21 protein-coding genes are annotated in these 25,038 nt (G+C 73.5%); 13 read left to right on the top strand and 8 right to left on the bottom strand.

Annotated elements, in window-relative coordinates; genetic code table 11:
• Positions 1-111: 111 nt before the first annotated feature.
• From WME89_RS50515 to WME89_RS50500, 4 genes are all read right to left on the bottom strand, one after another.
• A complete protein-coding gene (locus WME89_RS50515; RefSeq protein WP_438006661.1) occupies positions 112-1,227 on the bottom strand; it encodes a carbohydrate-binding family 9-like protein in 1,116 nt (371 codons plus the stop codon).
• 10 nt (positions 1,228-1,237) lie between these two features.
• Entirely contained in the window at positions 1,238-2,896 is a 1,659-nt protein-coding gene (gene ffh / locus WME89_RS50510; protein WP_438006660.1) for a signal recognition particle protein, read from the bottom strand.
• Positions 2,897-3,047: 151 nt separating this feature from the next.
• Positions 3,048-3,521 carry a hypothetical protein gene (locus WME89_RS50505; protein ID WP_437622159.1) on the bottom strand — a complete coding sequence of 158 codons (474 nt, stop codon included), beginning with the start codon at positions 3,519-3,521 and terminating at the stop codon, positions 3,048-3,050.
• A gap of 17 nt (positions 3,522-3,538) precedes the next feature.
• On the bottom strand, positions 3,539-4,081 hold the full coding sequence (locus WME89_RS50500) for a hypothetical protein (RefSeq protein ID WP_437622158.1): 543 nt from the start codon (positions 4,079-4,081) through the stop codon (positions 3,539-3,541).
• Between the two features lie 177 nt (positions 4,082-4,258).
• Between WME89_RS50500 and WME89_RS50495 the strand changes: the two genes are divergently transcribed.
• The 10 genes from WME89_RS50495 to WME89_RS50450 all read left to right on the top strand — a co-directional run bounded on the left by WME89_RS50495 (position 4,259) and on the right by WME89_RS50450 (position 14,093).
• The gene (locus WME89_RS50495) at positions 4,259-4,957 is read left to right on the top strand and encodes a hypothetical protein (RefSeq protein ID WP_438006659.1); all 699 of its coding nucleotides are present in this window, start codon (positions 4,259-4,261) and stop codon (positions 4,955-4,957) included.
• A gap of 99 nt (positions 4,958-5,056) precedes the next feature.
• Positions 5,057-6,064 (top strand): hypothetical protein, encoded by a 1,008-nt coding sequence (locus WME89_RS50490; protein WP_438006658.1) that lies wholly within the window; start codon positions 5,057-5,059, stop codon positions 6,062-6,064.
• A 510-nt stretch (positions 6,065-6,574) separates the two neighbouring features.
• Positions 6,575-7,684, top strand: a complete 1,110-nt coding sequence (gene thiO / locus WME89_RS50485; protein ID WP_438006657.1) for a glycine oxidase ThiO — start codon at positions 6,575-6,577, stop codon at positions 7,682-7,684.
• A gap of 122 nt (positions 7,685-7,806) precedes the next feature.
• Positions 7,807-8,292, top strand: coding sequence for a hypothetical protein (locus WME89_RS50480; protein ID WP_438006656.1), 486 nt, complete (start codon positions 7,807-7,809; stop codon positions 8,290-8,292).
• A 14-nt stretch (positions 8,293-8,306) separates the two neighbouring features.
• Positions 8,307-9,014, top strand: coding sequence for a hypothetical protein (locus WME89_RS50475; protein ID WP_438006655.1), 708 nt, complete (start codon positions 8,307-8,309; stop codon positions 9,012-9,014).
• A gap of 527 nt (positions 9,015-9,541) precedes the next feature.
• The gene (locus tag WME89_RS50470) at positions 9,542-9,664 is read left to right on the top strand and encodes a hypothetical protein (RefSeq protein WP_438006654.1); all 123 of its coding nucleotides are present in this window, start codon (positions 9,542-9,544) and stop codon (positions 9,662-9,664) included.
• A gap of 423 nt (positions 9,665-10,087) precedes the next feature.
• A complete protein-coding gene (locus tag WME89_RS50465) occupies positions 10,088-11,332 on the top strand; it encodes a DUF3237 domain-containing protein (RefSeq protein WP_438006653.1) in 1,245 nt (414 codons plus the stop codon).
• 368 nt (positions 11,333-11,700) lie between these two features.
• Positions 11,701-12,285, top strand: a complete 585-nt coding sequence (locus WME89_RS50460; RefSeq protein WP_438006652.1) for an RNA polymerase sigma factor — start codon at positions 11,701-11,703, stop codon at positions 12,283-12,285.
• Positions 12,225-12,968 (top strand): zf-HC2 domain-containing protein, encoded by a 744-nt coding sequence (locus tag WME89_RS50455; protein WP_438006651.1) that lies wholly within the window; start codon positions 12,225-12,227, stop codon positions 12,966-12,968. Before WME89_RS50460 ends, WME89_RS50455 begins: the two co-directional genes overlap by 61 nt.
• A gap of 21 nt (positions 12,969-12,989) precedes the next feature.
• Entirely contained in the window at positions 12,990-14,093 is a 1,104-nt protein-coding gene (locus tag WME89_RS50450) for a cytochrome c biogenesis protein/redoxin (RefSeq protein ID WP_438006650.1), read from the top strand.
• Between the two features lie 171 nt (positions 14,094-14,264).
• Here WME89_RS50450 and WME89_RS50445 read toward each other — a convergent pair whose 3' ends face one another.
• A complete protein-coding gene (locus WME89_RS50445) occupies positions 14,265-14,693 on the bottom strand; it encodes a (deoxy)nucleoside triphosphate pyrophosphohydrolase (RefSeq protein WP_438006649.1) in 429 nt (142 codons plus the stop codon).
• A 433-nt stretch (positions 14,694-15,126) separates the two neighbouring features.
• On the opposite strand from WME89_RS50445, the gene purM reads away from it, so the two are divergent.
• Positions 15,127-16,173: a phosphoribosylformylglycinamidine cyclo-ligase gene (gene purM / locus WME89_RS50440; protein ID WP_438006648.1), complete on the top strand. Its 1,047-nt coding sequence runs from the start codon at positions 15,127-15,129 to the stop codon at positions 16,171-16,173.
• Positions 16,174-16,194: 21 nt separating this feature from the next.
• Here purM and WME89_RS50435 read toward each other — a convergent pair whose 3' ends face one another.
• Together WME89_RS50435 and WME89_RS50430 are read right to left on the bottom strand one after the other, a co-directional pair.
• A complete protein-coding gene (locus tag WME89_RS50435; protein ID WP_438006647.1) occupies positions 16,195-19,977 on the bottom strand; it encodes a protein kinase domain-containing protein in 3,783 nt (1,260 codons plus the stop codon).
• A gap of 94 nt (positions 19,978-20,071) precedes the next feature.
• Positions 20,072-20,686 (bottom strand): Uma2 family endonuclease, encoded by a 615-nt coding sequence (locus WME89_RS50430; protein WP_438006646.1) that lies wholly within the window; start codon positions 20,684-20,686, stop codon positions 20,072-20,074.
• A gap of 191 nt (positions 20,687-20,877) precedes the next feature.
• On the opposite strand from WME89_RS50430, the gene purN reads away from it, so the two are divergent.
• The gene (gene purN, locus WME89_RS50425) at positions 20,878-21,600 is read left to right on the top strand and encodes a phosphoribosylglycinamide formyltransferase (RefSeq protein ID WP_438006645.1); all 723 of its coding nucleotides are present in this window, start codon (positions 20,878-20,880) and stop codon (positions 21,598-21,600) included.
• On the top strand, positions 21,597-23,234 hold the full coding sequence (locus WME89_RS50420) for an NAD(P)-binding protein (RefSeq protein WP_438006644.1): 1,638 nt from the start codon (positions 21,597-21,599) through the stop codon (positions 23,232-23,234). Before purN ends, WME89_RS50420 begins: the two co-directional genes overlap by 4 nt.
• Positions 23,235-23,477: 243 nt before the next feature.
• Here WME89_RS50420 and WME89_RS50415 read toward each other — a convergent pair whose 3' ends face one another.
• Positions 23,478-24,272, bottom strand: coding sequence for an ABC transporter ATP-binding protein (locus tag WME89_RS50415; RefSeq protein ID WP_438006643.1), 795 nt, complete (start codon positions 24,270-24,272; stop codon positions 23,478-23,480).
• Positions 24,273-25,038: the final 766 nt, after the last annotated feature.

The following is a 25,038-nucleotide window of genomic DNA, read 5'->3' as shown; positions in this document are numbered from 1 at the left end:
GCCGCGAAAACGACGGTTCGTCACCGTCGGGCACCCCGAACTCGACCCCACGGATCACGCCGGTTCGCCACCGCAACTCCATCCCTCGGGGGACGCGGTCCTGGGCGCAGCTCAGCGGTCCGGCGGATCGGCCCGGTAGCCCGGCTTCGGACCGGCCGACGCGGAGGGCGCCGCAGCGCCCGGCCTGGCGCCCGCAGCGCTCGTCACCCCGGGCGGCGCCGCGGAGGGCGCTGGCACGAGCGCGGCGCCGGCGTCGCGCGCGGACGCCGCGCCCGCGTCGCTCGCGGACGCCCCCGCGCCGCCCGTCTCTCCCCCCGGACCGACGAACCGGACCCGCCCGAACCGCCGCGCCCGGTGGAAGTTCCCCTCCCCCAGGATGGGCGACCACGCCGCCCCACCGTTGTTCTGCATGGCGTAGAAGTTCATCCGCCACGCGTCCCCGGGCGACGGCGGCGCCGACCTCGCCTTCGCGAACGAGCTCCACGGGATCTTCAGCTCGACCACGTATCCCCGGTCCTCATCCGAGTCGTCGTCGATCGTCCCTCGCAGCTCCACCGCGCTCGCGAGCCCCGCGCTCCATTCCTGGTGACCGAAAGGCCCGCTCGCGCCCCCCCTCGGAGCGTTGTAGTCGTCGAACTGCGAGTCGAAGACGAGGTTCTGGGGGCTGATCTGGATCTCGTAATAGTCCTTGTTGTCCCCGTCGCCGTCCGGGTCGATCATCACCTCGACGGTGTCCCGCTCCCAGAGGTGCGGGTCCTTTGCGCCCGGCGCGAACCCGCCGGTGATCGTCCCGTCGCTGACGTCGAACCCCACGTAGAGAAACGCGTCGTCCCAGAGCAGCCGCGCCTCGCCCTGCGTGGGCAGCGACCGGTCCTCGCGGCCCGTGCCCACGTCGACGAACGGGCCTGTCGGCGCCGCCGCCTGCCACGCCGGCTCGTCCAGCCGGCCGTCGATCGCGATCGCCGCCCCGGGCGCGAGCTTGCGCGCCGCGAGCTCCTTCACGGCGGCCGGCTGCCTCGTCTGGCCGGCGTCCGCCCCGCGGGCCGCGGACGTCAGCGCCGCGGGGGCCCGGCCGGCCGACCCGGCAGGCGCCGCCTCCTGCTCGGCCCCGCCGCCCCTGGAGCACGACACGGCGAGCGCCGCGCCGACCATCACCAGGGCGCGCGCCCGCGCGGGCGCGCCGTGCACGCGGGCGAACGAGCGCCGCTGGCTGCGGGGCCGGCGCATGCGGCCGCCGCTACTTCCGGCCCTTCTTGCGGGCGTCGCGCTCGCGCTTGCGCTGCGACTTCTTGGCGTTGCGCTCGCTGGCGCTGAGCGTCTTCATCTTCGTCATGCTCGGGCCGCCCGCGCCGGCGCCCGGGAAGCCGCCCATCCCCGGCATCCCCATCCCGGGCATCCCCATCCCGGGGAAGCCCATCCCGGGGAAGCCCATGCCCGGCATCCCCATCCCGGGCATGCCCGGCATCCCGGGCATCCCGCCGCCGGCCATCATCTGCTTCTGCATCTCCCGCATGTTCTTGGCCATGGCCATCTGCTTCATGCCGGGGATCTTGCCCATCATGCCCATGTTCTGGCCGAGGCCGCTCATCATCTGGCGCATGAAGAGGAACTTCTGGACGAGCTCGGTCACCGCCTCGGGCTTGGTGCCCGAGCCCTTCGAGATGCGCTCCACCCGCTTCGGCTCGCGCACGAGCGCGTACGGGTCGCTCTTCTCCAAGCGGGTCATCGACTGGATGATCGCCTGGATGCGGACGAGCTCCTTGTCGTCGAGGTTCACGTCCTGCGGCAGGCCGCCCGGGAACATGCCGCCGAGGGGCAGCTTGTCGACGAGGTCCTTCAGCGACCCCATCTTCTGGATCATCCGCACCTGATCGAGGAAGTCCTCGAGGGTGAAGTCGCCCTGGAGCATCCGGGCGGCGTCCTTCTCGGCCTTCTTCTGGTCGACGACCTCCTCGAAGTCCTGCATGAGGCCGACGACGTCGCCCATGCCGAGGATGCGGCTCGCCATGCCGTCGGCGCGGAACGGCTCGAACTTGTCCGGCGTCTCGCCGACGCCGCTGAAGAGGACCGGCGCGCCCGTGACCTCCTTGATGCTGAGCGCCGCGCCGCCGCGGGCGTCGCCGTCGAGCTTCGTCAGGACGACGCCGCTGATCGACAGCCGCTCGTTGAAGCCGCGCGCCGTCTTCACGGCGTCCTGGCCGATCATCGCGTCGACGACGAGGAAGATGTTGTCCGGCGACGTCGCGTCCTTGATCTGCGCGAGCTCCTGCATGAGCGGCTCGTCGATCGCGAGGCGGCCGGCGGTGTCGTAGATGATGACGTCGCGGCCGAGCCGCTTCGCCTCGCCGCGCGCCGCGGCGCAGATGGCGACCGGCGACTCGCCGGGGATGTTGAACACCGGGATCTTGAGCTGGTCGCCGAGGACCTTGAGCTGCTCGACGGCCGCGGGGCGCTGCATGTCGGCCGCGACGAGCAGCGGCTTGCGCCCCTGCTTCTCGAGGTAGCGCGAGAGCTTCGCACAGCTCGTCGTCTTTCCGGAGCCCTGGAGGCCGACCATCATGATGCCCGTGGGCCCGCCGTCGGCCCAGGCGACCTCGTCGCCCTCGTGGGTCATCATCGCCTCGAGCTCGTCGTGGCAGATCTTGATGAAGTGGTCGCTCGCCGAGACCTGGTGGACCTCGCCCGCGTGCTTCACGCGCGTCTCGAGGGTGCGGCCGAGCGCGGCCTGCTTCACCCGGGCGAGGAACGCCTTGACCACCCCGATCTCGACGTCGGCCTCGAGCAGGCTCAGCCGCACCTCGCGGAGCGCGGCGTCGATGTTGCTCTCGGTGAGCTCCGTGAGCCCGGCGAGGCGGTTTCTGGCCTGACGAAAGCCCCGTGTCAGCGTGTCGAACATGGCAGGGCGGTCTTAGCACAGCGGACCGCGAGCGCGGATCCCCCCTCGCCCTGCCTGGAGCACATCTCGCCCCCGCGGACCGGCGGGGTACCCAGGCGCCGCCGCCGCCGCGGCCGGCGCGGCGCCGTCAGCCGCGGCCGGCGCGGCGCCGTCACATGCTGCGCCGGCCGCGCCGGCGGAGCTCCGCGAGCGCCTCGGCGCACCTCGGCATGACCTCGGCGCTCTCCTTGACCTTGGCGTCCGCCGCGGCGAGGTCGGCCAGCGCCTCGGGCCCGGCGGACCCCGCGGGCGCCTCGAGCAAGGCGCGGACGCGCGCCTCCGCGGCCGTGGCGTCGAGCAGCAGGCGGTAGGCCCGGGCGCATGTATCCCTGGCGCTCGCGGCGGGAGGGGTCGACGCGGGCTGCCGCTCGAGTTGCGCGAGCAGCGCCTCGCGCGCGGCCCGCGGCTCGCTCGGGGCGTCGCGGAGGGCGTCGATCGCGTGCAGGAGCGCGTCCGCCTCCTGCTGCTCGGCCGACGGGCCGCACCCGGGCGCGGCCTGGAGCGCAGCGACGGCGGCGAGCGCCGCGGCGACCCGCCTCGCTGCCGTCCCCGCTGCTCCCGCGCTCCCTGTCGCGCCTGGCGGCATCGTCGCGCCCGGCGCCTTCAGTCGGCGGCCTTCGCGGGCGGGCCCATCTGGATGCGCTCGCCGAGGTAGGAGCCGATCAGCGTGAACAGCACGCCGATGAGCGCCATGATCACGTACATGAAGAGCGGCATCGTCCGCACGGTCTGGCTGTGCAGGAGGTAGAAGACGGTCGGGATCGCGACGAGGAACGAGGCGACGACCGGCTCCAGGAACGTCTTGCCCGGCGAGATCATGCCGAGGAGGACGCCCCCGATGAACCAGACCGGGATGGCGACGATCATCCCGTTCGACCCCTCGAAGTCGAGCTGCTGCACGATCATCGGCAGGCCGCCGACGAGCGCCGCGGTGAGCACGCTCTGCAGGAGGAGGGCGATGAGGCACCAGAGGAGCGAGAAGCCCTCCTGCTGGTAGCGGCGGTGGCGGTCGAGCTCGGAGTCGCGGAGAGGCTGGAGCGAGCCCATCCGCGCGCCGCACGCGACGCAGCGCCCGCTCGCCGTCACCGAGGCGTTGTTCGCGCCGCACGACGGGCAGACGATGGAGCTGTCGTTCTTCGAGGCCATCGCGGCTAGGCTAGGCAAGCCGCCGCGGGCGGGCAAGCGCGCGCCGCGCGGAACTGCGCCGCGGCCGCGGTTGTCAGCAGCGGGGAGGGCTGCTGAGCGGCCCCGGCCGCGCTGACGAGCGAGCGCGGCGTGGCTCGTGCACCCCGGCCGGCGCTCCGGCTATATACTCGGCGAAGCGTGCCCACCGACCCGACCTCGACCCTGGAATCCCTGACGCATGGCCCGCGCGGCCCGGGCGGCCCTGGCCTCGACGTGACGGGGCCCGATCCGGAGCTGCTCGCGCTGCCGGCGCCGCCGCGGCAGGAGCGCACGGTCACGGTGGTGCTGATGGCGTTGACCGCGATCGCCTCGCTGTGGATGGCGATCGCGCTCCTCGGGGAGGCGCGCTACGCGCTGTCGCCGGGCCGGCCTGCGGACGTCGGCGAGCTCGCGCCGCTGCGCCCGACGGCGGACCTCGCGAACCGCTACGTGCGGGCCGCGGGCCTGCTCGGGACGCGGGGCGCGATCCGGTACGGCCGGGCGGCGGAGGGCGACTCGTTCCGGCTGGCGCCGGTGGCCGGCAACCCGGGGCTGTGGGTGGAGATCCGGGTGCCGGAGGGGTTCGAGGGGCCGCGCTACGTGCCGCCGAGCACGTTCGCCGGGCGGCTCGTGCCGTTCGGGAGCGCGGGCATCCGGCACGCGCGGCTCGCCGCCGAGGTGGAGGAGCAGACGGGGACGGCCGTCACGGACGACGCCTGGCTGCTCATCGACGGCGGCTCGCCGCGCGCGTCGCGCTGGGCGGTCGCGCTCGTGGCGCTGTTCCTGGGGTTCGCCGGCTGGAACCTGTTCGGGATCGCGCGGGTGCTCCACCGGGTGCGGGACGCGAAGGAAGCCTGAGGGAAGCGCGAGGGGCGCGAGGGAAGCGCGAGGGGCGCGAGGGCGCGCCCCGGTTCTTGACGCGCTCGTCGCGGGGGAGCAGGACGCTGCCCGTCCACGATGCCCAAGGTCACCTTCATCAACGAGCACAGGACGGTCGAGACCGAGCCGGGCCGGCTCCTCAGCCATATAGCGGCCGAGCTCGGGATCGCTGTCTGCCGCGAGACGTTCCGGGGCACTGGAATCGGCGACTACACGTGCTGGGTGAAGGGGGAGCCTGGCGCGACGTCGCCCCCGACGTTCCTGGAGAGGCTGCTCGGCGCGAAGGGCCAGCGACGGATGGCGAACAGGACGCGCGTGCTCGGCGACGTGCAGGTCTGGACGCAGGCCGGCCCCGGCAACCGGCTGCGCGCGCCGCGCCCGATCGCGCCGCCGCCGAGCCCGGCGACGGATCCGGAGGCGCTGCGCAAGCCGATCGACGCGAGCGGCAGCGCGGCGTTCCCGTACGGCGATCCGCGCGCGGTCGGCCAGGGCAAGCGCGAGCCGATCGCGGCGGGCGCGCTCGAGGCGAAGGCGGCGAAGGAGAAGAAGGCGAAGGTGGCGGCGGGGGCGCCGGCGAAGGCGACGGAGGCGGCGGGCGCCGAGACGACTGCGGCTCCGGAGCCCGGGGAAAAGACGCCCAAGGCTGTAGCCAAGATGTCGAGGGCTGCGGCAGCGGTAACCGAGGGGGCAGCACCGGCCCCGGCCCCCCCCACCCCGGCCACGAAAACCGCCTCAGTGGCCCCGGCCCCCCCCACCCCGGCCACGGAAACCGCCTCAACGGCTCCAGAAACCGCCTCAACGGCTCCAGAAACCGCCTCAACGGCTCCAGAAACCGCCTCAACGGCTCCAGAAACCGCCTCAACGGCTCCAGAAACCGCCTCAACGGCTCCAGAAACCGCCTCAGTGGCCCCGGCCCCCCCCACCCTGGCTCCAGAAACCGCCACCGCGGCTGCGGAGACCGCCACCTCGGCACCGAAAAGCGCCTCGACGGCCACGGAAACCGCGACAAGACCCTCTGAGGCCGAGGCCCATGCGCCTGGCCCCGCAGCGACTGCCAAGGAACGCGATGGAAGGCCGTCGGAGTAGCGGTCGTCGAGCTCTCAGTCATCCCTGACGCGCGGGCGAACACAGAAGCGTCGAGGGGTCCTGCTGCCTCGAGAATCGTCGTGTTCGCTGATCGCCTTGTACCAGGGCTTGACGGCTCATGCTCTCAAGGCTCAGAAGAGGGCTCGTCAAAAGGATTGATGAGCTTCACTCCAGCGCGCGCGACGTCACGTGTATTTCAGGTAACGAGGGTCAAGTGCACAATGGCCGTAGCGGCGAGGAGGCCATCGGGCAACCGATCGGGGACGGAGAGCCGCCCCCACACGTCTGCAATTTCCACGGTGACGGGGAGGACTCGTGGACCGAATGAAGAAACGGCCGTGGTGAGCCACGCGTCCAGTGACCCCGCCTGAGCTGGATCCCGCGCGCGCACACCCTCGATGCCACGTTGGAGCTCGCCGATGGCCCCGCACCCATGCCGCGGCGCGCCGCGGACAGCGACCTCCAGGTTGCCTGGCTGCCGTCCGCCCCCGGCGTGCTATGCACGCGCCGATGAGCGACGTGGTGGTGATCGGCGGCGGCGTGGCCGGGTGCGCGTCGGCGCTCGCCCTCGCGCGGCGCGGGCTGTCCGTTCGCGTCCTCGAGCGCAACCCGGGCGAGGGCGCCTCCTGGGCGGCGGCGGGCATCATCGGCCCCCAGCTCGAGGCCGCGGGCGACGGCCCCCTCGCGCGGCTCTGCCTCGCGAGCCGGGCCCTGTACCCGGAGCTCGCCGCCTCGCTCGTCGAGGCGACGGGGCTCGACGTGGGCTTCCGGCAGAGCGGCGCCCTCCGCGTGGCGTTCACCGCGTCCGGGCGCGACGAGATCGCGCGCGAGGTGGCATGGCAGCGGGAAGCCGGCCTCGCCGTGGAGCTCTGCGACGGCGACGCGGCGCGGGCGCGCGCGCCGGCGCTCTGCGACGAGGTCGCCGGAGGGGCGTGGTTCGCGGACGAGGCGCGGATCGATCCGCCGTCGCTCATGCGCGCGCTGCGCATCGCGGCCGAGCGCGCGGGCGTGCAGTTCCGCACCGGGGCGGCGGTCCGGCGCGTCCTCGTCGAGCGGAAGCAGGCGTGCGGGGCGCAGCTCGAGGACGGGACGAAGATCGAGGCGCGCTGGACGGTGCTGGCCGCGGGGAGCTGGTCGTCCCTGCTCGAGGCCTCGGGGCTCGCCCCCGCCGCCGTGCGGCCGGCGCGCGGGCAGATCGTCGAGCTCACGCCGGCGTCGCCGGTGCTGTCGCAGGTGGTCTACGGGCCCGGGTGCTACCTGTCGCCGCGCGACGACGGACGCGTGCTGGTCGGCGCGACCATGGAGTTCGCCGGCTACGTCACCGCGGTCACGTCGCGCGCCGTGCGCGATCTGCTGACCGCGGCGCTCCGGCTCGCGCCCGCGCTGGGCGACGCGCCGATCGGCAGGACATGGGCCGGGCTCCGGCCGCACACGAGCGACGATCTGCCGATCCTCGGCGAGGGCGAGATCGCGCGGCTCGTCTTCGCGACCGGGCACTTCCGCAACGGCGTGCTCCTCGCCCCGGTGACCGCGAAGATCGTGGCGGCGCTGATCGCGGGCGAGCAGCCGCCGCTGGAGCTGTCGCCCTTCTCGCCCGGGCGGCCCGGCCTCGCCGCCTGACCGAGGCGGCTGCCGGGGCCCATCGCCGCCTCCTCGCCGCCGCACGCGCCGCGCCCTTCGACGGCCAGGCCGGGGCAGGTGGCGTGCGTTCGCCGCGCGGAGCGCCTACGCTGAGCGCCGCGATGCCGCCCACCTGCGAGCTCATCCCGATCCGGTTCTACTTCCATTGCGGCTGGGCCATCCAGGTCGATCCCTCCTTCGAGTCCGAGCTCCTGTACGGGGGGGAGACGCTGCGGATGTTCGATCCGGGCGAGCGCCGCGAGGTCTCGCTCTCGTCGATGATCTACCGGCGGCACGACGGCGCGCCCTTCACGGCCAAGGAGGTGCTGGACACCTTCCCGCCGCACGAGATGTCCGGGCTGCGCTACGAGCACGAGAAGGGGCAGCTCGCGGGCGCCGCGCTGTGGATGCTCGGCGAGAGCGACGACGAGCCGGAGCCGTGCTGGGTGCTCATGGCCATCATGGTGTGTCCCGACGCCAGCCGGCTCGCGCGCTGCACCATCGTCTGCAAGGAGGAGTCGGACCGCGACTGGGCCGTCGACACCTGGCGGAGCATCACGCGGACCCCACCGCCCGTGCAGACCGGGCCTGGCCCGGCGATGGGCTAGCCACGCCAGCTTCGGTGCGTTCGAACGACGGCGCGCTCGACGGGCAGGAGCCGAACCCCGCCGATGACACCGACGGTGACGGGCTCATCAACGTGGGCGACGTCGACAGCGACGACGACGGCGGCGTGAGCGACGGCTCCGAGGATACGAGCAGAAATGGCTTGCTCGATCCCAGCGAGACGGACCCAAACAACGCAGCGGACGACCGGCACGGTGGATCACCTCGCGACGCCTGGCAGCGGCCTCCCGCGCCTCGCGGCGCCCTTCCCCTGGCGCGGGGCGCCCCCCCGCCGTGGCTCGCCTTGACGGGCGCGCCGCGACCGGGGATGCTCGCAAGCATGCGATTCGCCTCGTTCGGGTCGATCGTGCTCGTCGCGGGCAGCGCGCTCCTCGCGGGTGAGGCGCGGGCCCAGCAAGCCGCGCCCGTTCCCCCCGTCGACACCACCCGGCGCGAGGTGGGCACCGGCCTCGCCGTCGGCGGACTGGTCCTCGGCTCCGTCGGAGCGGGGATGTACTTCCTCACCCGACCGCGCGGCGATGATGTCTGCGGTTGCGCGTCGAACGCATGGGTCTTTCCCACCGTGCTCATGAGCCTCGGAGGCGCCATGGCCGTCACGGGCATACCGCTCTGGATCACGGGGCAGATCCAGAGCGATCGCGCGAAGATCCAGGCGCAGCTGCAGATCGGTCCGCTCGGCGGAGGCGTTCGGCTGCTGTTCTGAACAGCAGGTCCTGGGCGGCGCGCAGCTCTCATGCCTGCTGCGCGCGCGCTGCGCGGCGCGGCTCGCAATGCCGAGTCCCTGCCGGAGCCACAGGCAATCTGGAGGCGAAGCGGCTCGGCCTGCCTCACTTGCTCGGGCCCGCCGCCATGGCCCCGGCCCATGCAGTCGACGGCGAAATCCCGCTCTTCGAGCTGGAGCTCGCTTGAGGCGGGCGGCGGTGTAGAGCGTCGCACTCGTGCGCGGTCCGATGGAGATCCCTGCCGTCGCGTTGACAGCTCCGGATCGTTGCGTTCCCATCGTTCGATGGGCTTGCGCATCGCTTTCGTGTCGCTTGCCTTGCTCGCGCTCGGCTGCTCTGAAGTCGTCAGGCGCGCGCCGCCTCCCGACGATGCTGAGAGCAACGCGGGCGCGGCCCCGCCGTCCGCGATGCTGGAGGCGACGCCGGCGCGACCCCACCGTCCACCGATGCTGGAGGCGACGCAGGCGCGGCCCCGCCGTCCACCGACGCGGAGGGAGATGCCGGCGTGGTGCCTGAGCCGCCCCTCGACGCCGGCTCGCCGGTGCCTGGATGCAGCGAACCGATCGTGCTCGCGGTCGAGCACGGCCTCGGCGAATCCAGGCTCGCGATCAGCCAGATCACGCCCGAGTGACCGCGCTCCCGGCCGGCGCTCCCGGCCGTGGTCCTCGCCAGTCCACCAGGATGGGCGCGACGTCTCGCATCGAGGCATAGGCGAGTATGCCTATGCCTCGCGCCCGAGGGTTCGGGTACCAAGGCGTTGCCGTCACCTGCATCGGGTGACGCGACGACGGACGGCGATCCTGGAACAGAGAGGCGACGGATGGAAACGCTTCGCAATCTCGGCACGACCGCCCCGGGGGTCGTTGCGCTGGCGGCGTTCGCGGCGCTGGCCTGCCCCCACCAGGGAGATGTGACGACGCCATCCCGTCGTCTGGTGTGAGTTCAGCGGGGGTCACTCCACGCCGAGCAATTCCGGTGGGTCGATCTGGAGCTTCTTCTCGCAGCTCCGAGTCCAGTGAACAATACCCTCTTACCTGAATGGATGGCTCCGACAATGAAGCTTGTCAATAGCTCAATCAAGCTCTTGATGATGGGGATCCTTGGCGTCTGCTCTGGAGGGTGCGGTCCGTCAGGCGAGGATGGCAGCCAGGGAACGACGAGCAGCGGCTCTGGCGGCGCGACGTCGGGCGGCTCTGGTACGACGACTGGCACCACGGGCACCGCCGGCGTGGGCGGCGCGGGGAGCGGCAGCACCGGAGCCGGTGGGGCCGTCGAGACCGGCAGCAGCAGCGGCAGCACAGGCGGGACCAACGGCACGGGCGGCGGCGGCAGCAGCGGCGGCGACGAGGCGACGATCGTCCCCGACCCGTCGTGGACATGCGGCATGCCCGACGGGATTCCGCTCCCCACGCTCGGCAAGCTCGTCTTCCGGGCGACGCTCCAGCTCGGCGACACCCACGATGTCGGGACCACCCAGTTCGGACACCGCCGCCTCCTCGACGTGACGGGAGGCACGCTCACGGGCGACGAGATCCAGGCCACCTTCCTCACCGGCGGCATGGATCTCGAGCTCACGCTGTCGAACGGATCCGTCGAGCTCGAGGAGATCAACATCCTGAGAGCGAGCGACGGCACCCTCATCTACCTGCGGAGCTGCGGCGTCGCGCCCGCCGGCGATGCGGTCGTCCGGATCGTCCCGGACTTCGAGGTCGCGGAGTCGAGCTCGCTCGCGTGGCTCAACACCGGAAAGTTCGCGGGCACCCGCGTCGTCGACGCCGCGGCGGGCACGCTCCAGCTCGACGTCTACGACATCGCCGAGGTGGCCGTCGGAGAGCCGAAGGTAGAGCTCAAGGATCCCGAGGGCGTCCCCGATCAATCGTGGGAGTGCTCGACGGCGACCGGGACGAGAGGATCGAGCGTGTTCACCGAGGCCGTCACGCTCGGTTCTTCCCTCTCCGTCGGCGCGAGCAAGCGCGGCACGCGCAACATCATCCCCATCACCGGGGGCACGGTCACCGGTGGGATGCTGCTCAGCGGCCTGTCGGGCTCGGTGCTCCCCGGAGGCGCGGACTACCAGCTCATCGGAGCGAGCACGATCCTGGACGCCAGGTACGCGCTGTCCTCGAACGACGGCGAGGTCATCGTGGTGAGGAACTGTGGACCGTTCGGCGCGCTCGTGCCGGTCTTCGAGACGCGCGCGGACGGCCCCTACGCGATCCTCAACACGAAGGCGTACGTGAGCTCCGACCCGGGCGTCTCGGGGGGCGGGGTGAGCCTCACCTTCTACGAACGCCGGTAAAACAGCAGGTCCGCAGGAACACCGGCACCTGGCCGGTCACCGCCGATGCGGACCCGCCCGGCCGGCGCCGCCTCCGATGGTCGGCGCTGGAGACCGCAGGCCCCCCAGCGTCTGCATCCACCCCGCAGGGGGCCTGCGGCGGGCAAACGAACGTTTGAACGCCGCTGCCCCGGAGCAGTGCACGACCACGGATTGCCCGTCGACCGCGTCGCACATCCCCAGCCCGGGCTGGCCCGCCACCGTCCACGTGGGCCGGGGCGCCTCGCCGCCGAGATCCCGCCTCGTCGGGAACTTTTCGCGAGGGTCGCCGTGTCCTGGGAGTGTCCGGTGAAGCAGGCGGCGCAAAGCCCCTGCCCCCGGCCGAGCTCATGCCCACGTTTCCCCACGCCACCTTCCTCGACAGGCTCCTCACCGAGCTCCCGTGCCTCCTGCGCGCGGCGCGTCGCCTGACGCGCTCGGAGCAGGACGCCGAGGACCTGGCGCAGGCGACCGTCGTGCGCGCGATCGAGCGGCACGCCGACCTGCGCGACGAGGATCGCATGCGCGCGTGGCTGCTCCGCATCGAGCGATCGGTGCTGCTCAACGCGACGCGCGGCGCGCGGCAGCGCCTCGAGGTGATCGAGGGCGGTCGCGGCGCCGAGTCGGTGCCGGAGCCGCAGGGCAATCTGGAGGCGGAGCTGCTCGAGCGCGGCTTCGCCGACGAGGTCGAGCGCGCGCTCGCGCGCCTGCCCCCGGAGTGGCGCGAGGCGCTGCTCCTGCGGGAGGTCGAGGATCTTTCCTACGAGGAGATCGCCGACCTCCAGGCGTGCCCCGTGGGCACGGTGCGATCACGGCTCTCGCGGGCGCGGCTCGCGCTCGTCGAGGGCCTCTCCGAACAGCATGAGGAGATGTCATGGCAGGGTGCAACCGCGAGTGGTTCGAGAACATTTCGGCGTGGCACGACGACGAGGTGACGCCCGAAGACGCGGCGCGGATCGAGGCGCACCTCGCCGGCTGCGGGCCCTGCCGGCGGGCCGTGGAGGTCCTTGGCAGCGTGCGGCGCGCGCTCGTCGCCAGGGCGGACGGGGAGGTCCCGAAGCGCCTGCGCGACCGGGCAGAGGCCGCCGCGCGGAGCGCGCGCGCGCCGCGCCGCCGCGCCTGGGTGATCACCGCCGCCCTCGGCGTGGCCGCGGCGGCCGCCGCGCTGTTCGTCGGCAGCCCCAGCGGAGGCGTGAGCGCGGCGATGGCGGACGAGCTCGTGAGCCACCACGTGCGCGGCTTCGCGCGCGAGCGCCCGTGCGACTTCGAGTCCTCCGATCCGGGCGCCGTCGCCGGATGGCTCGAGGGGAAGCTCGGCTACGCGGTGACCGTCCCGGCGGTGTCCGGCGCCCGGCTGCTCGGGGCGCGTCTCTGCCAGATCGGGGACACGCGCACGGCGGCGCTCATGTACGAGAGCGGGGACAAGCCGCTCACGGTGTTCGTGCCGCCGCCCGGATCCGACGCCGCGACGGCCGCGCGCGCGCTCGCGGGGCGCGGCGTGGGGTGCACCCGGGGGCCGCTCGGCAACGCGATCTGCGCGAGGAGCGTGGAGCAGCCGGTGCTCGCGGTCGCCGAGGTGGACGTGGCGGCGCTCGCACCGGCGCTTGGCAGGCCCTGATCCCGTCCATCACGAGGACCCATGACGCTCGCTTCATTGCTGACGCTCTTCGGCGCGGGCCTGCTGACGTTCGCGTCGCCCTGCGTGCTCCCGATGCTCCCCGTCTACCTGTCGACCCTCGGCGGCGCCGGGGCGCTCGGCGGTCCAGACCGCGCCGCGGTGAAGCGCAGCGTGCGCCTCGCCGGCGTCGGCTTCGCGCTCGGCCTCGCGATCGTGCTCGTCGCGCTCGGCGCCGGCGCGTCGGCGCTCGCCGCGGCCCTCGCGCCCCACCGGCACGCGTTCACCGTCGCTTCCGGCGTGATCCTGGCGCTCTTCGGCGCGAAGCTCCTCGGCGTGCTCCACCTGCCGTGGCTGGAGCGCGAGGCGCGCCCGCTCCTCTCCCGCCTCCCGGGCGCGGGCGGCTTCTGGGGGGGCATGCTCTTCGGGATCGCCTTCGCGGCAGGGTGGACGCCGTGCGTCGGCCCGGTGCTCGGCGCCGCGCTGACCTATGCGGCCAGCGCGGGCGCGAGCCCGCTCACCGGCGCCATCCAGCTCGGCGCCTACGCCGCGGGCCTCGCCGCGCCGCTCGTCGTCGCGGCCTTCGCCGGGCCCACGGCCGTCGAGCTCGCGCGCCGCCTGGTGCCGGCCACGCCGGTCCTCCAGCGCGTGACGGGGGCGCTGCTCGTGGTCCTCGGGGTCGCGCTCGCGGCCGGCCGTCTGGAGGCCCTCTCGCCGGCGCCCGCTGCAGCCGTGGCTGCGAGCGCGCCCTGCGACGGCGGCCCCGCCAGCGCGTGCGCGGCCCCGGAGAGCGCCATGGAGCACGGCGACGTCACGCTGCCCGAGGGGAAGCCCCGGCTGGTCGAGTTCGTGAGCGCGCACTGCGCGGTCTGCGAGCGCATGGCGCCGCTCGTGAAGGAGCTCGAAGCGCGCTGCGCCAAGGAGGCCGACACCGTGGTGCGCATCCAGGTCGACGAGCCTCGCGGGCAGGCCCTCGCCGCCCACTACGGCGTACGCTTCGTGCCGACGTTCCTCAGCGTCGACGCCGCCGGGCAGGAGGTCGAGCGCGCCGTCGGCGAGCTGCAACGCCAGCGGCTCGCGAGCCTGCTCGGCGACGTCCGCGGCGAGGCTTGCCCCCCGGCGCTGTGAGCGCCCACGGCGGGGCTCTCTTCTTCATCATCCCCGCAGGCCACCCGAGCTCCGCGACATGCCTCGTGTGTTTGGCCCTCCCGGGTACGAGATTGATTTATTGGATATCGCGGGGCGGCTCTGTCTCGCGCTCGGCGGCGCAGGCGCGTCCTCCGTGGTCCGCCTGATGGCTCATTGGAGGGTGAGCCGCGCGCGCACCTTGGCGAGCACCGGGACGTCGGCGGGCGGGAAGAGCTCGTCCCGGAGCTCGGGCGCATCGGCCCAGCGCACGGCGGCCACGTCGAGCGGCGCGGGAGCCGGCGAGCCCTCGACGAGCGCTGCCTCGTAGAAGAGGAGCAGGACCGGCTTCCTCGGGTAACGGTAATAGGTCACCTCCACGATGTCCCCGACGCGGGCTTCGACGCCGATCTCCTCGCGCAGCTCGCGGACGAGGGCGTCCCGCGGATCTTCGCCGGCCTCGACCTTGCCGCCCGGGAACTCCCACGCGCCCTCGAGGTGGGCGCCCACCTTGCGCTGCGTGAGCAACACGCGGCCGCGCTCGATGATGACGGCGGCGGAGACGATGACGAGGGCAGGCGGCGAATCGGACGCGGCGGACATGGGCGCCTAGGATGTCGAGAGCGGAGCAGAAAACAAGGCCGGAGAGCCGCTCACGACAGCTCCGCAGCGAAGGGTCGCTACCTGCCGGATAGGGTCAGTTGCTGCGAAAAAATCGCATCGACGAAGGGAATGCACTGCAAGGGAATGAGGCGCGCCGCGCAGCGCGCGGCGACCAGGCCGTGGGCGAGGCGCAAGGAGCGGCCGCGCTGGGGGGGTGCCGCTCGGCGCTGCACCCTTCCTGTAGCGCGGCGCCGCGGAGCCGCGCCTCGCCCTGTAGCGGCGGCGCCGCGGAGCGCGCCTGCGCCGGGCCGGCCACGCTCGTCGATCGCGCCGCCCACGCCGGCCGGTCGCGCCGCCCACGCCGGCCGGCGCGCCGGCCGCGCCGGGAGCGAGCCCGCTTCCCTTTGCCGCCGAGGTATGGGATGCGCCTCGCATGAGCGTCACGTACCGGGAAGCGGGGGTCGATATCGATGCAGGGGACGCGCTCGTCGAGCGCATCAAGCGGCTCGCGAAGCCGACGCGCACCCCCGAGGTGCTGGCCGACGTGGGCGGGTTCGCCGGGCTGTGCATGCTGCCGGGCGGGCTGTCCGAGCCGGTGCTCGTCAGCGGCACGGACGGCGTCGGCACCAAGCTGAAGGTGGCGTTCGCGACCGGCGTCCACGACACGGTCGGCATCGATCTCGTCGCCATGTGCGTGAACGACGTGCTGACGGTCGGCGCGCGGCCGCTCTTCTTCCTGGACTACTTCGCGACCGGCAAGCTCGACATCGACGTGGGCGAGGCGGTGGTGCGCGGCATCGCCGACGGCTGCAAGCAGGCCGGCTGCGCGCTCATCGGCGGCGAGACGGCCGAGCTGCCCGGCATGTACGCGGACGGCGAGTACGACCTCGCCGGCTTCGCCGTGGGCGTCGTCGAGCGCTCGCGCATCCTCGACGGCAAGCGGATCGCGGCCGGCGACGCGGTGATCGGCGTGGCGTCGAGCGGCCTGCACTCGAACGGCTACTCGCTCGCGCGGCGGGTGCTCGAGAAGGAGATGGGGCTCCGGATGGACGACCGCGTGGACGAGCTCGGCGCGACCGTGGGCGAGGCGCTGCTCACGCCGACCCGGATCTACGCGCGCGCGATCACGGCGCTGCTCGCGGCCTCTGGCGATGCGGTGCGGGGGCTGTCGCACATCACCGGCGGCGGCCTGCCGGGGAACCTCCCCCGCGTGCTGCCGGACGGGCTGGGCGCGCGGCTCGACCTCGGCTCCTACCAGCGGCCGGCGGTGTTCCAGGTGCTCCAGCGCGGCGGACCGGTGGAGGAGGCCGAGATGCGGCGCACGTTCAACCTCGGCGTCGGGCTGGTCGCTGTCGTGGAGAAGGGCGCCGCGGACCGGGCGATCGAGGCGCTCGCCGGGAGCGGGGAGCGGGCGTGGGTGCTCGGAGAGGTCGTGTCCGTCGGCGACGTGCCCTTCGAGGAGCGCGTGCAGTTCGGATGAGGGCGCCGGCGCGGCTCGAGCTCAGCCGCCTTCGAGCCGCGCTCTCAGCTTCTTGATCGCCTCATCGATGGTCCGGTTCTTCGTGTAACAGGGCCTCACCGCCGTCTCGAGCACGACCAGGGTGCGCTGATCGCCCTCGGAGACGGCGCGATCGAGGAACTGCAGCTTCTCGCCGCAGGTGGCGTCGCGCAGCTCGAAGGCGATGCGGACGGCGGGCGTCCCGCGGGCTGCGATCTCCGGATCCCGGAGCAGCTTGGCCGCGCGCGTGGCCGGGGTGGAGCGGCCGCGGGTCTCGACGATCTCGTAGAGCACGTCGAGGCCCGCCGTCCCGAAGCGGCTCGCGAGCGCGTCGAAGACCTTGTCGGCGAGCTCTTCGCCCGTCTTCGAGATGGAGATGGCGACGTTGCGCGCCGCGACGGCGACCGCGCGGTCGCGCAGCGCGGTCGGGTCGCGCTCGGCCAGCTGGTTGAGCGCCTCGGCGGCCTTGACCCACTTGCGCGCCCTGACCGCGCCGGTGAGCGCCTTCCGGGTTTCCTCGTCGGGCGGGGGCTCGGCCGGCGTGTCGGTGGCGGCGGGCACGGCGGGCGCGTCGGACCCGGCCGGGGCAGCCTCTGGCGCCGGGGAGGCGGGGCCGGGCTCTCCCGGGGCGGCCGTCGTGTCGGTCGGCGCGGGCTCGTTCGTCGCGCGCGCGCTCGCCGGCGGCTGCGTCAGGCCGAGCTGGGGCTCTGGCTCGGGCGGGGCTCGCCCGCCGCTGGCGAGCGCGGCGATCACGGCCGCCGCGATCAGGCCGCCGCCGAGGTAGGGAGCGATCTGGCGCAGGCGGGCGCCGAGGTCGGCCTGGCGCAGCCGCGCTGCGCGCGCTTCCCGGGTGGCGAGCTTCCGTCGGGCCTTCTCCTCGCGCTCGCGGGCGACGCGCGCTGCCGCCTCGGCGGCCTTCCGCTTCGCCTCTTCCTCGAGCTCGCGGGTGACGCGCTCTGCCTCCGCGGCCTCCAGCTCGCGCAGCAGCGTCGGAGCGAACGCGGGCCGCGAGCCGCTCAGCCGTCCGGAGCTCGGCTCCGAGGCGGGCTCGACGTCCTCCGCGGGCAGCTCGTCCGCCTGCGGCGACGCGGGCGAAGCGGACAGCGACTTCTCCTGGGCCGGCTGCGCTCTCACGGAAGGCGCGGGCGTCCTTGCCGAGGCGGGCTCCGCGGTGGTGGGCGACGGCGGCTGCGATGACGCGGGCTTCACTGCGGCGGCGGACGACGGCGGCTGCGATGGTGCCGGCGCTGTGGCAGCGGGAGACGGCGGCTGCGATGACGCTGGCGTCGCAGAGGGCGACGGCGGCTGCGATGACGCTGGCGTCGCAGCAGAGGGCGATGGCCGCTGCGATGACGCTGGCGCTGTGGCAGCGGGAGACGGCGGCTGCGATGACGCTCGCGTCGCGGAGGGCGATGACGCTGGCGCTGTGGCGAGCGACGGCGGCTGCGATGACGCGGGCGGCGCAGCAGAGGGCGACGGCGGCTGCGATGACGCTGGCGGCGCAGCAGAGGACGATGACGCTGGCGCTGTGGCGAGCGACGGCGGCTGCGATGACGTGGGCGGCGCAGCAGCAGGCGCGGGCGCCTGCGATGACGCTGGCGATGCGGCCGTGGGCGAAGCCGGCGATGCCGATGCCGGCTCCGCCGCAGACGGCGCAGACCGCCTCGCCGATGACGGCTCCGCAGCGACGGCTGCGGACGGCCTGGAAGACGCCGGCTCTACAGCGGCAGGCGCAGACGGCCTCGCCGACGCCCGCTCCGCAGCGGCAGGCGCTGACGACCTCGCTGGCGACGCCTCCGCGGCGGCGGGCGCTGGCGACGGCTCCTCCGCCCCTGGCAGCGACGGTTTCTTCGACGAGGGCTCCGCCGGGCGTCGCTCCAGCTCCTCCGGCGACGGCGGTCGCTCCTCCAGCGGCGGACGCGTGGAGGTCGGCCCTGCCGGCTCCTTCGCCGCCAGCTCCTCCATCGACCGTGACGGCTCCGTCGGTCGCGGCGGCGGCGCCTCCAGCGACGGAGGCCTCGAGCTCCGCGGCGCCGGCTCCTGCAGCGCCGGCTCCTGCAGCGCCGGCTCCTGCAGCGCCGGCTCCTGCAGCGCCGGCTCCTCCGACGCCGGCTGCTCCTGCGAGCGCGGCGGCTGCGGCAGCTCCTGCGGCGACGGCGGCTCAGCGGCTCCGGAAAGAGCACCGCGGCTGGCGGCTTCCTCCCGCGCGAAGGCCACCTGGGCCATGAACGCCGCGCCGCCCACCGCGGTCGGGCGCGAGTCGCTCGACAGCGCCTCGTCGTCGGCTCCGGCGAGAGCACCGCGGCTGGCGGCTTCCTCCCGCGCGAAGGCCACCTGGGCCATGAACGCCGCGCCGCCCACCGCGGTCGGGCGCGAGTCGCTCGTGAGCTCGGCGACGAGGCTCGGCGTGTCGCGCACCGGCGTCGGCCTCGAGTAGCTGGGAGGGCCTTCCGCTTCCGCTTCCGCCGCGTCCTCCCGCACCGCCGCCGGCTCCAGATCGCCCGCGCCGCTCTCCGTCGGCTCGCCCGCCGCGCGCGCTCTCGCCCCCTCCGCCGCGCCCGCGCCGCCTCCGGCCGCCTCGCCGGCGGCCCGCTCCGCAGCGGGCTCCAGCGCGTCCGCGACCTCGTTCAGCGAGACGAGGCACGAGTCCCCGAGGAAGATCGCCGAGGCGCTGCCCGGGCTCGCCTCCGGCTCGCGCGACGGCGCGCTGGGCAGGGGCGGCCGGTTGCTCGGGACGCGCCCCGGGTCCGCGATCGCGGGGACCGACGACATCTCCGCGCGCGACGACATCTCCGCGCGCGGCTCCTGCGTCACGATCCCCGACGCGGCGCACGCCTGGTCGAGCGCCGCGATCAGCTCCGCCGCGGTCTCGAAGCGGGCGCGCGGCTGCTTCTCGAGCAGCCGCCGCACGACCGCCTCGATGGCCGGCGGCACCGCGACGCCCGGGGAGTGCTCGGCGATGGCCGGGACGGGCGCGCTGCGCTGCTGGTTGAAGAGCTCGATCGGATCCTTGGCCAGGAACGGGTGCTTGCCGGCCAGCATCTCGTAGAAGATGAGGCCCAGGGCGTAGAGGTCCGCGCGCTCGTCGACGAAGTCCATCCCGAGCGCCGACTCCGGGGCGAGGTAGGCGATGGTCCCGAAGATCACCCCCGCCGTGGTGAGCCGGACCGGGCCCGACTCCGGCTCCAGCCCCATCCGCACGGACTCCGGCGCCGCGGCCGATCTGCGCAGCTGGTCGACGCTCACCTTCGCGAGGCCGAAGTCGATGAGCTTCACGAGGTCGCCGTGCGGCTCGACCACCATCACGTTGCGCGGCTTCAGGTCGCGGTGGACGATGTTCATCGCGTGGGTCGCGTCGAGCGCGGCCGCGAGCTGCCTGGCGATCAGGGCGGCGCGCGCCGCGGGCATCGGCCCCCGGCGGATGATCTCGTGGAGCGTCGTCCCGCGGACGTACTCCAGGACGAGGAAGAACGAGCCGTCCTCGGCCTCGCCGAAGTCGGTCGCGGTGGCGACGTTCCGGTGCTGGATGTGGGCGCCGGCGATCGCCTCGCGCTCGAAGCGCTGCACGAGCTCGGGGAGCCGCTCCGTGTCCGGGTGCAGGATCTTGATCGCGACGCGCTTGTGCATGTGCACGTGCTCGCCGCGGTAGACCGCGCCCATGCCGCCCATGGCGATGACCTCGTCGATGCGGTAGCGCCGCGAGATGACCCGCCCGAGGTAGGACGCGGCCCGCTGCTTCGCGGCCTCGTCGGCGGTCAGGGGCGGCTCGGGCGGGCGTTCCGGCATCGTGGCGGCGCCACCCTACCGCGAGCGGCGCGGCATTGGTAGGTGGCCGGCCAGAGGGGACCGGCGCGCGGCGTCCGGCGCCGGCGCTCGCCGCTCATCCCCCTCGCTGCAGCCGCTCCCAGTAGGTGTCGACCGCGTCCGCCTGATCGGGGATCCGCGCGCACTCCGAGAGCGCTCCCAGATCGAGCTCGGGGAGCATCCCGCTCCGCTCGACCTGTTCATAGCCGCCCTCCCCCAGCTGGTGGACGGCGATGCGTCCGTCCCTCCAGATCCACACCTCGGGCACCCCGAGCCCCCGGTAGACGTCGAGCTTGTCGATGCCGCCGCTCGTGATGAAGACCTCGACCGCGATGTCGGGCCGCTTCTTGTTCACCTTGCCCACGCAGTAGCACTCGTCGGGCTCCAGGCCGCGCTGCTTGGCCTTGCGGCGGTACGTGGTCGAGCCGTAGCCGTAGAGGCGAACCCGGCGCGCGAGCGCCCACAGCTCGACGAGGCGCCCGATGCGCGTCTTGACATCCTCGTGGTCAGCCGACGGGCTCATGAGCTCCAGCACCCCTTCGCAGTAGGTCATCCGCAACCCCGGGTGGTCGTCGAGCAGCTTGCGCAGCGCGACGTACTCGTCCCAGGAGACGTTGGGCATCACGAAGCGCTGCTCGCCCTGGCCGGACGGGGGTGTCGAGGGCGCGGACAGCGGAGCGACGGCGACCATGCCCCTGAGAATAGGCGGGCGCGGCGAGGCGGCAAGCAACGCTCCGCGACCGAGGCGCGGCGCTCTCCTGCCGGTCGCGGTCGCACGAAGTGCAGCGCGCCGTCGCTCCGGGCAGGCCCCGCTCCGGAGCCGGACGGCCCCCGCCGCCCGGATCTCTCCCGCGCCCGCCTCCGCCGTAGTATCTGCCCCCCATGCCCCCCCTCGATCTCGGCGTCCTCATCTCCGGCCGCGGCTCGAACCTCCAGGCGATCCTCGACGCGATCGCCGACGGCCGCCTCGACGCCCGCGTGCGGCTCGTCCTCTCGAACCGGCCCGGCGTGGAGGGCCTCGCGCGCGCCGAGCGCGCCGGCGTCCCGACGCGCGTCATCGCGCACCGGGACTTCGCCAATCGCGACAGCTTCGACGCCGCCGTCGTCGACGCCCTCCGCGAGGCGGGCGCGACCTGGGTCGTCCTCGCCGGCTTCATGCGCCTGCTCACGACGACCTTCCTCGACGCCTTCCCGCACCGCGTCGTCAACATCCACCCGTCGCTCCTGCCCTCCTTCCCCGGCGTCGACGCCCAGCAGCAGGCGCTCGACCACGGCGTGCGCATCACCGGCTGCACCGTCCACCTCGTGGACGCCGGCACCGACACCGGGCCGATCCTCGCGCAGGCCGCCGTCCCCGTGCTCGACGGCGACGACCGCGACGCCCTCGCCGCGCGCATCCTCGTCCAGGAGCACGCCCTGCTCGTCCGCGCGCTCTCGTGGATCGCCGAGGGGCGCCTCCAGGTCACGCCGCCCGCCGCGCCCGGCGGCCGGGCGCGCGCGGCGATTGCCGGCGTCGACACGGCGCTCGGGCTCGCCGGCGTCGACCCGGCGCTCGGGCCCGCCGAGGGCGGCCCCGCGCCCGAGCAGGTCGGGGAAGGGGCGTGATCCACAAGCACTACGACGTCATCGTCCTCGGCCGCTCCATCGGCGCGCTCACGGCCGCGGCGCTCCTCGCGCGGCGCGACTTCACCGTGATGGTCGTCGGGCACGGCGAACGCCCGCCCACCTACCGCCTCGATCAGCACGTGCTCCGCCGTCGCGCCTTCACCATGCTCGCCGAGCCCTCGCCGGCGTGGCGCCGCTTCCTCGTCGAGCTCGCCCAGTCGCAGACATGGAAGCGCCGCATCGTCCCCGCCGCCCCCATGCTCCAGGCCGTCGCCCCGCGCCGGCGCCTCGACGTGCCGCCCGACATGGTCCTCTTCGGCCGCGAGATCGACCGCGAGTTCCCCGAGCTCCGGCGCGTCGTCGACGAGCTCTACGCCGAGCTCGCCCACGTGAACGGCGCCGCCGACGACGCGTTCTCGCACGACGCCCTCTGGCCGCCGGGCACGTTCTGGGAGCGGCGCGAGACGGCCCGCTACGCCGCCATGCTCCCGTACGCGCGCGCCGAGCCCGACGCCGACCTGCTGGTCGAGTTCCCGCGCGGCCACCTGTTCCGCTCCATCGTCACGCAGTCGGTCCTCTTCGCCACGGACCTGTCGGCGCTCCCGCCCCCGTTCGCCGTGGCGCGCCTGCACGGGGCGTGGACGCGCGGGCTGATGACGCTCCCGCGCGGCGAGGAGGAGCTCGAGGAGTTCCTGCTCGAGCGCATCCTCGCCCACGGCGGCCGCTGCCTGCTCGACGAGCGCGCCGCGTCGGTCCACGTCCGCCGCGGCACCGCGGCGGGGGTCGTCCTCGACGGCGACGACCACCCGAACGGCAGCAGCTTCGTGATCACCGACATGGACGGCGAGACGCTCGCGAGCCTCGCGGGCGGCGAGGGCATCCACAAGCGCGCGCTGCGCGAGTGGCCGCGCATCACCTCCTCGGTCGGCCGCTTCGTCGTGTCGCTCCTCGTGCGCCGCGAGGGCCTGCCCGAGCCGCTCGGCCCCGAGGCGCTCCTGCTCCCCTTCCCCTCGCCGCCCTCCGCGCTGGCCGGCCGCTCGGCGCCGCCCCCGCCGCGCGCGCCGGGCGACGCCGCCTCCGGGGGCCGCCCGAGCTCCCCGCGGCAGGCGCGGCCCGCCGGGCCCGTCCGCCCCGTGGTCCACCTCCAGCGCTGCGACCTCCCGCCGCCCTCGACCGACACGCTGCTCGTCGCGGAGATCCTGCTCCCCGACCGGGGCCCGCTGTCGCTGCTCGAGGCGCGCCAGGCGGTGCTCGACGCGCTCACGGCCGAGCTGCCGTTCCTCGAGCGCCACCTCGTGCTCGTGGACTCGGTGCACGACGGCCTGCCCGTGTGGCTCTACGACGGCCAGCGCCGCCGCCTCGTCGAGCGCGCGGCGCTGAAGGGGGCCGCCCCGGGCGCCGAGCCGATGGTGCGGCAGCTCGAGGTCGACCCGCCCGGCTACCTCGGGCTCGCGGGCGAGCCGATCCGCGGGCCGATCGAGCGGACGCTGCTCGTGGGCCGCAGCGTGCTGCCCGGCCTCGGCCAGGAGGGCCAGCTGCTCGCGGCCTGGGGCGCGGCGCGGCTCGTGACCCGGACCGACAGGCGCAAGGAGCGCATGCGGCGGGACATGTGGAGCAAGGTCGAGATCGGCTAGCGCACAGGCTCCGTCGAGCTGCGCGGCCCCCGGAGAGGGTGTTCTCGGCGCGGGGTGGGGGCCCCGCCGAACTCGCCTGAGACATGAAGCCGGAGGCTTCATGTCTCAGGCTCAGACATCGGCCCATCCCCCACCCCGCGCCGAGAACACCCTCTCCGGGGGCCTACCGTTTTATATGATCTGTCTACCAGACAGAGAGCGGTCCTTGTGTGGCGAAGGTGGCGATACGCGAGACTCCGTGTCTCAGACCGTCCGGGGGAAGACCTGGAAGAAGCCGCCGCGCTCGACGACGGAGAGCGGCACGTCGAAGAGACGCGAGAGGTTGCCGTCGGTCAGCACCTCGCGCTTCGGGCCGTCGGCGAAGACGCGGCCCTTCCGGAGCAGGACCACCCGCTCGATCTCCGGCGGGATCTCGTGAACATGGTGCGTCACGAGGATCAGCGTCTTGCCGCGGTGCACGAGGCGCCTGAGCAGCTCGACGAGCTCGAACGCGGCCTTCAGATCGAGGCTCGTCGTCGGCTCGTCGAGCACGAGCGCCTCCGGGTCGTGCACGAGCGCGCGCCCGAGCAGGCAGCGCCGCTGCTCGCCGGCCGACATCTCGGCGATGGGCTTGTCACCGAGGTGAGCCACCCCGAGGTCGCGGAGCACCGCCTCGGCCCGCCCGCGCTGCGCGGCCGTCGGCGGCTCGTGCTCGTGCAGCCCGGCGCTCGCGAAGAAGCCGGAGAGCACCACGTCGAAGCCCCGCACATCCCGCGGATAGGCCATCTGCAGCTCGTACGACACGAGCCCCAACCTGCGCCGGAGTGCGAAGACCTCCCACCTTTCGCGCCCCAGGATCCGCACGGCCGAGCCCTCGCGGTGGACCGGATAGATCTCCCGCGAGAGCAACCTCAGCAGGGTCGACTTCCCGGCCCCGTTGGGCCCGAGGATCGCGGCGCTCTCTCCCTGCTCGATGCGCAGCGACAGATCCTCGAAGACGCGCGTGTCGCCCCGGAAAACCTCGGCGTTCTCGATCTCGATGAGAGCCGGCATGCTCATCGCTCCACTCCACAGTTCACGTCCATGCGGCGCAGACTACTGGAGCGCTGAGCGAGATAAAAGACATACATCCTAGCCTGCGAGACAGAGAAGCTCAAGCGCTTTATCGCTATCACATCACCCGACATGTCGGGGTACATCGGACGACGCGTGCTGTTGCGCTGTCTCGCTGCCTCGCTCCCATGTGGGCCGAGCTCTCTGGTCCCAGGTCCCAGGTCCCTGCTCTTGCTTCCTGCCTTCAATTTTCTCGACAGACCGCAGCGAACAGGCCTCTACCGCGAAAGTTTCTTCTCTCGCTGGCTCTCGCTGTCTCGCACGGCGCGCCGATCCGTCCACCGATGCGTCAGTGACCTGGTGAGACAGCGAACGATCGCAGGCGTGGATTCCACCGATCACCCGACTCTCGATGCCTCTCTGCGCGACGCTGGCGCCTTGATCGCGGCTTGCCCGCGATTTTTCGGCATTCTTCGCGGGTGAGTCAGGCCTTTCGCGGTGGATCGCCTGTGCCCCGGATCGGCGATCCACTCCACGGGATCACTCACCATCTCGCGCGGACAGGCACCGTCGAAAATCTGCCCATGAATCGACGTTTCTCGATCTCGCGAGAGGATGGCCCGGCCGTTGCAGTTACCCCGAGCACCTTCAACAAGTGCCCCGCGCCAAGCTGATGCTGGCACTCGGGAGTGAAAAAATCCGACGCGGCGCCGAGCCGCTCGGCCACTTGGAGATTGACATAATGACGAAGATCAAGGGTTCGCTTTTCGGT

Origin of the sequence: Sorangium sp. So ce321 (genome assembly GCF_051530195.1) — a bacterium.
Taxonomy (GTDB): Bacteria; Myxococcota_A; Polyangia; order Polyangiales; family Polyangiaceae; genus Sorangium.
Note: the sequence above shows the minus strand (reverse complement) of the source record. Positions and strands in the feature narration are given on the sequence as shown.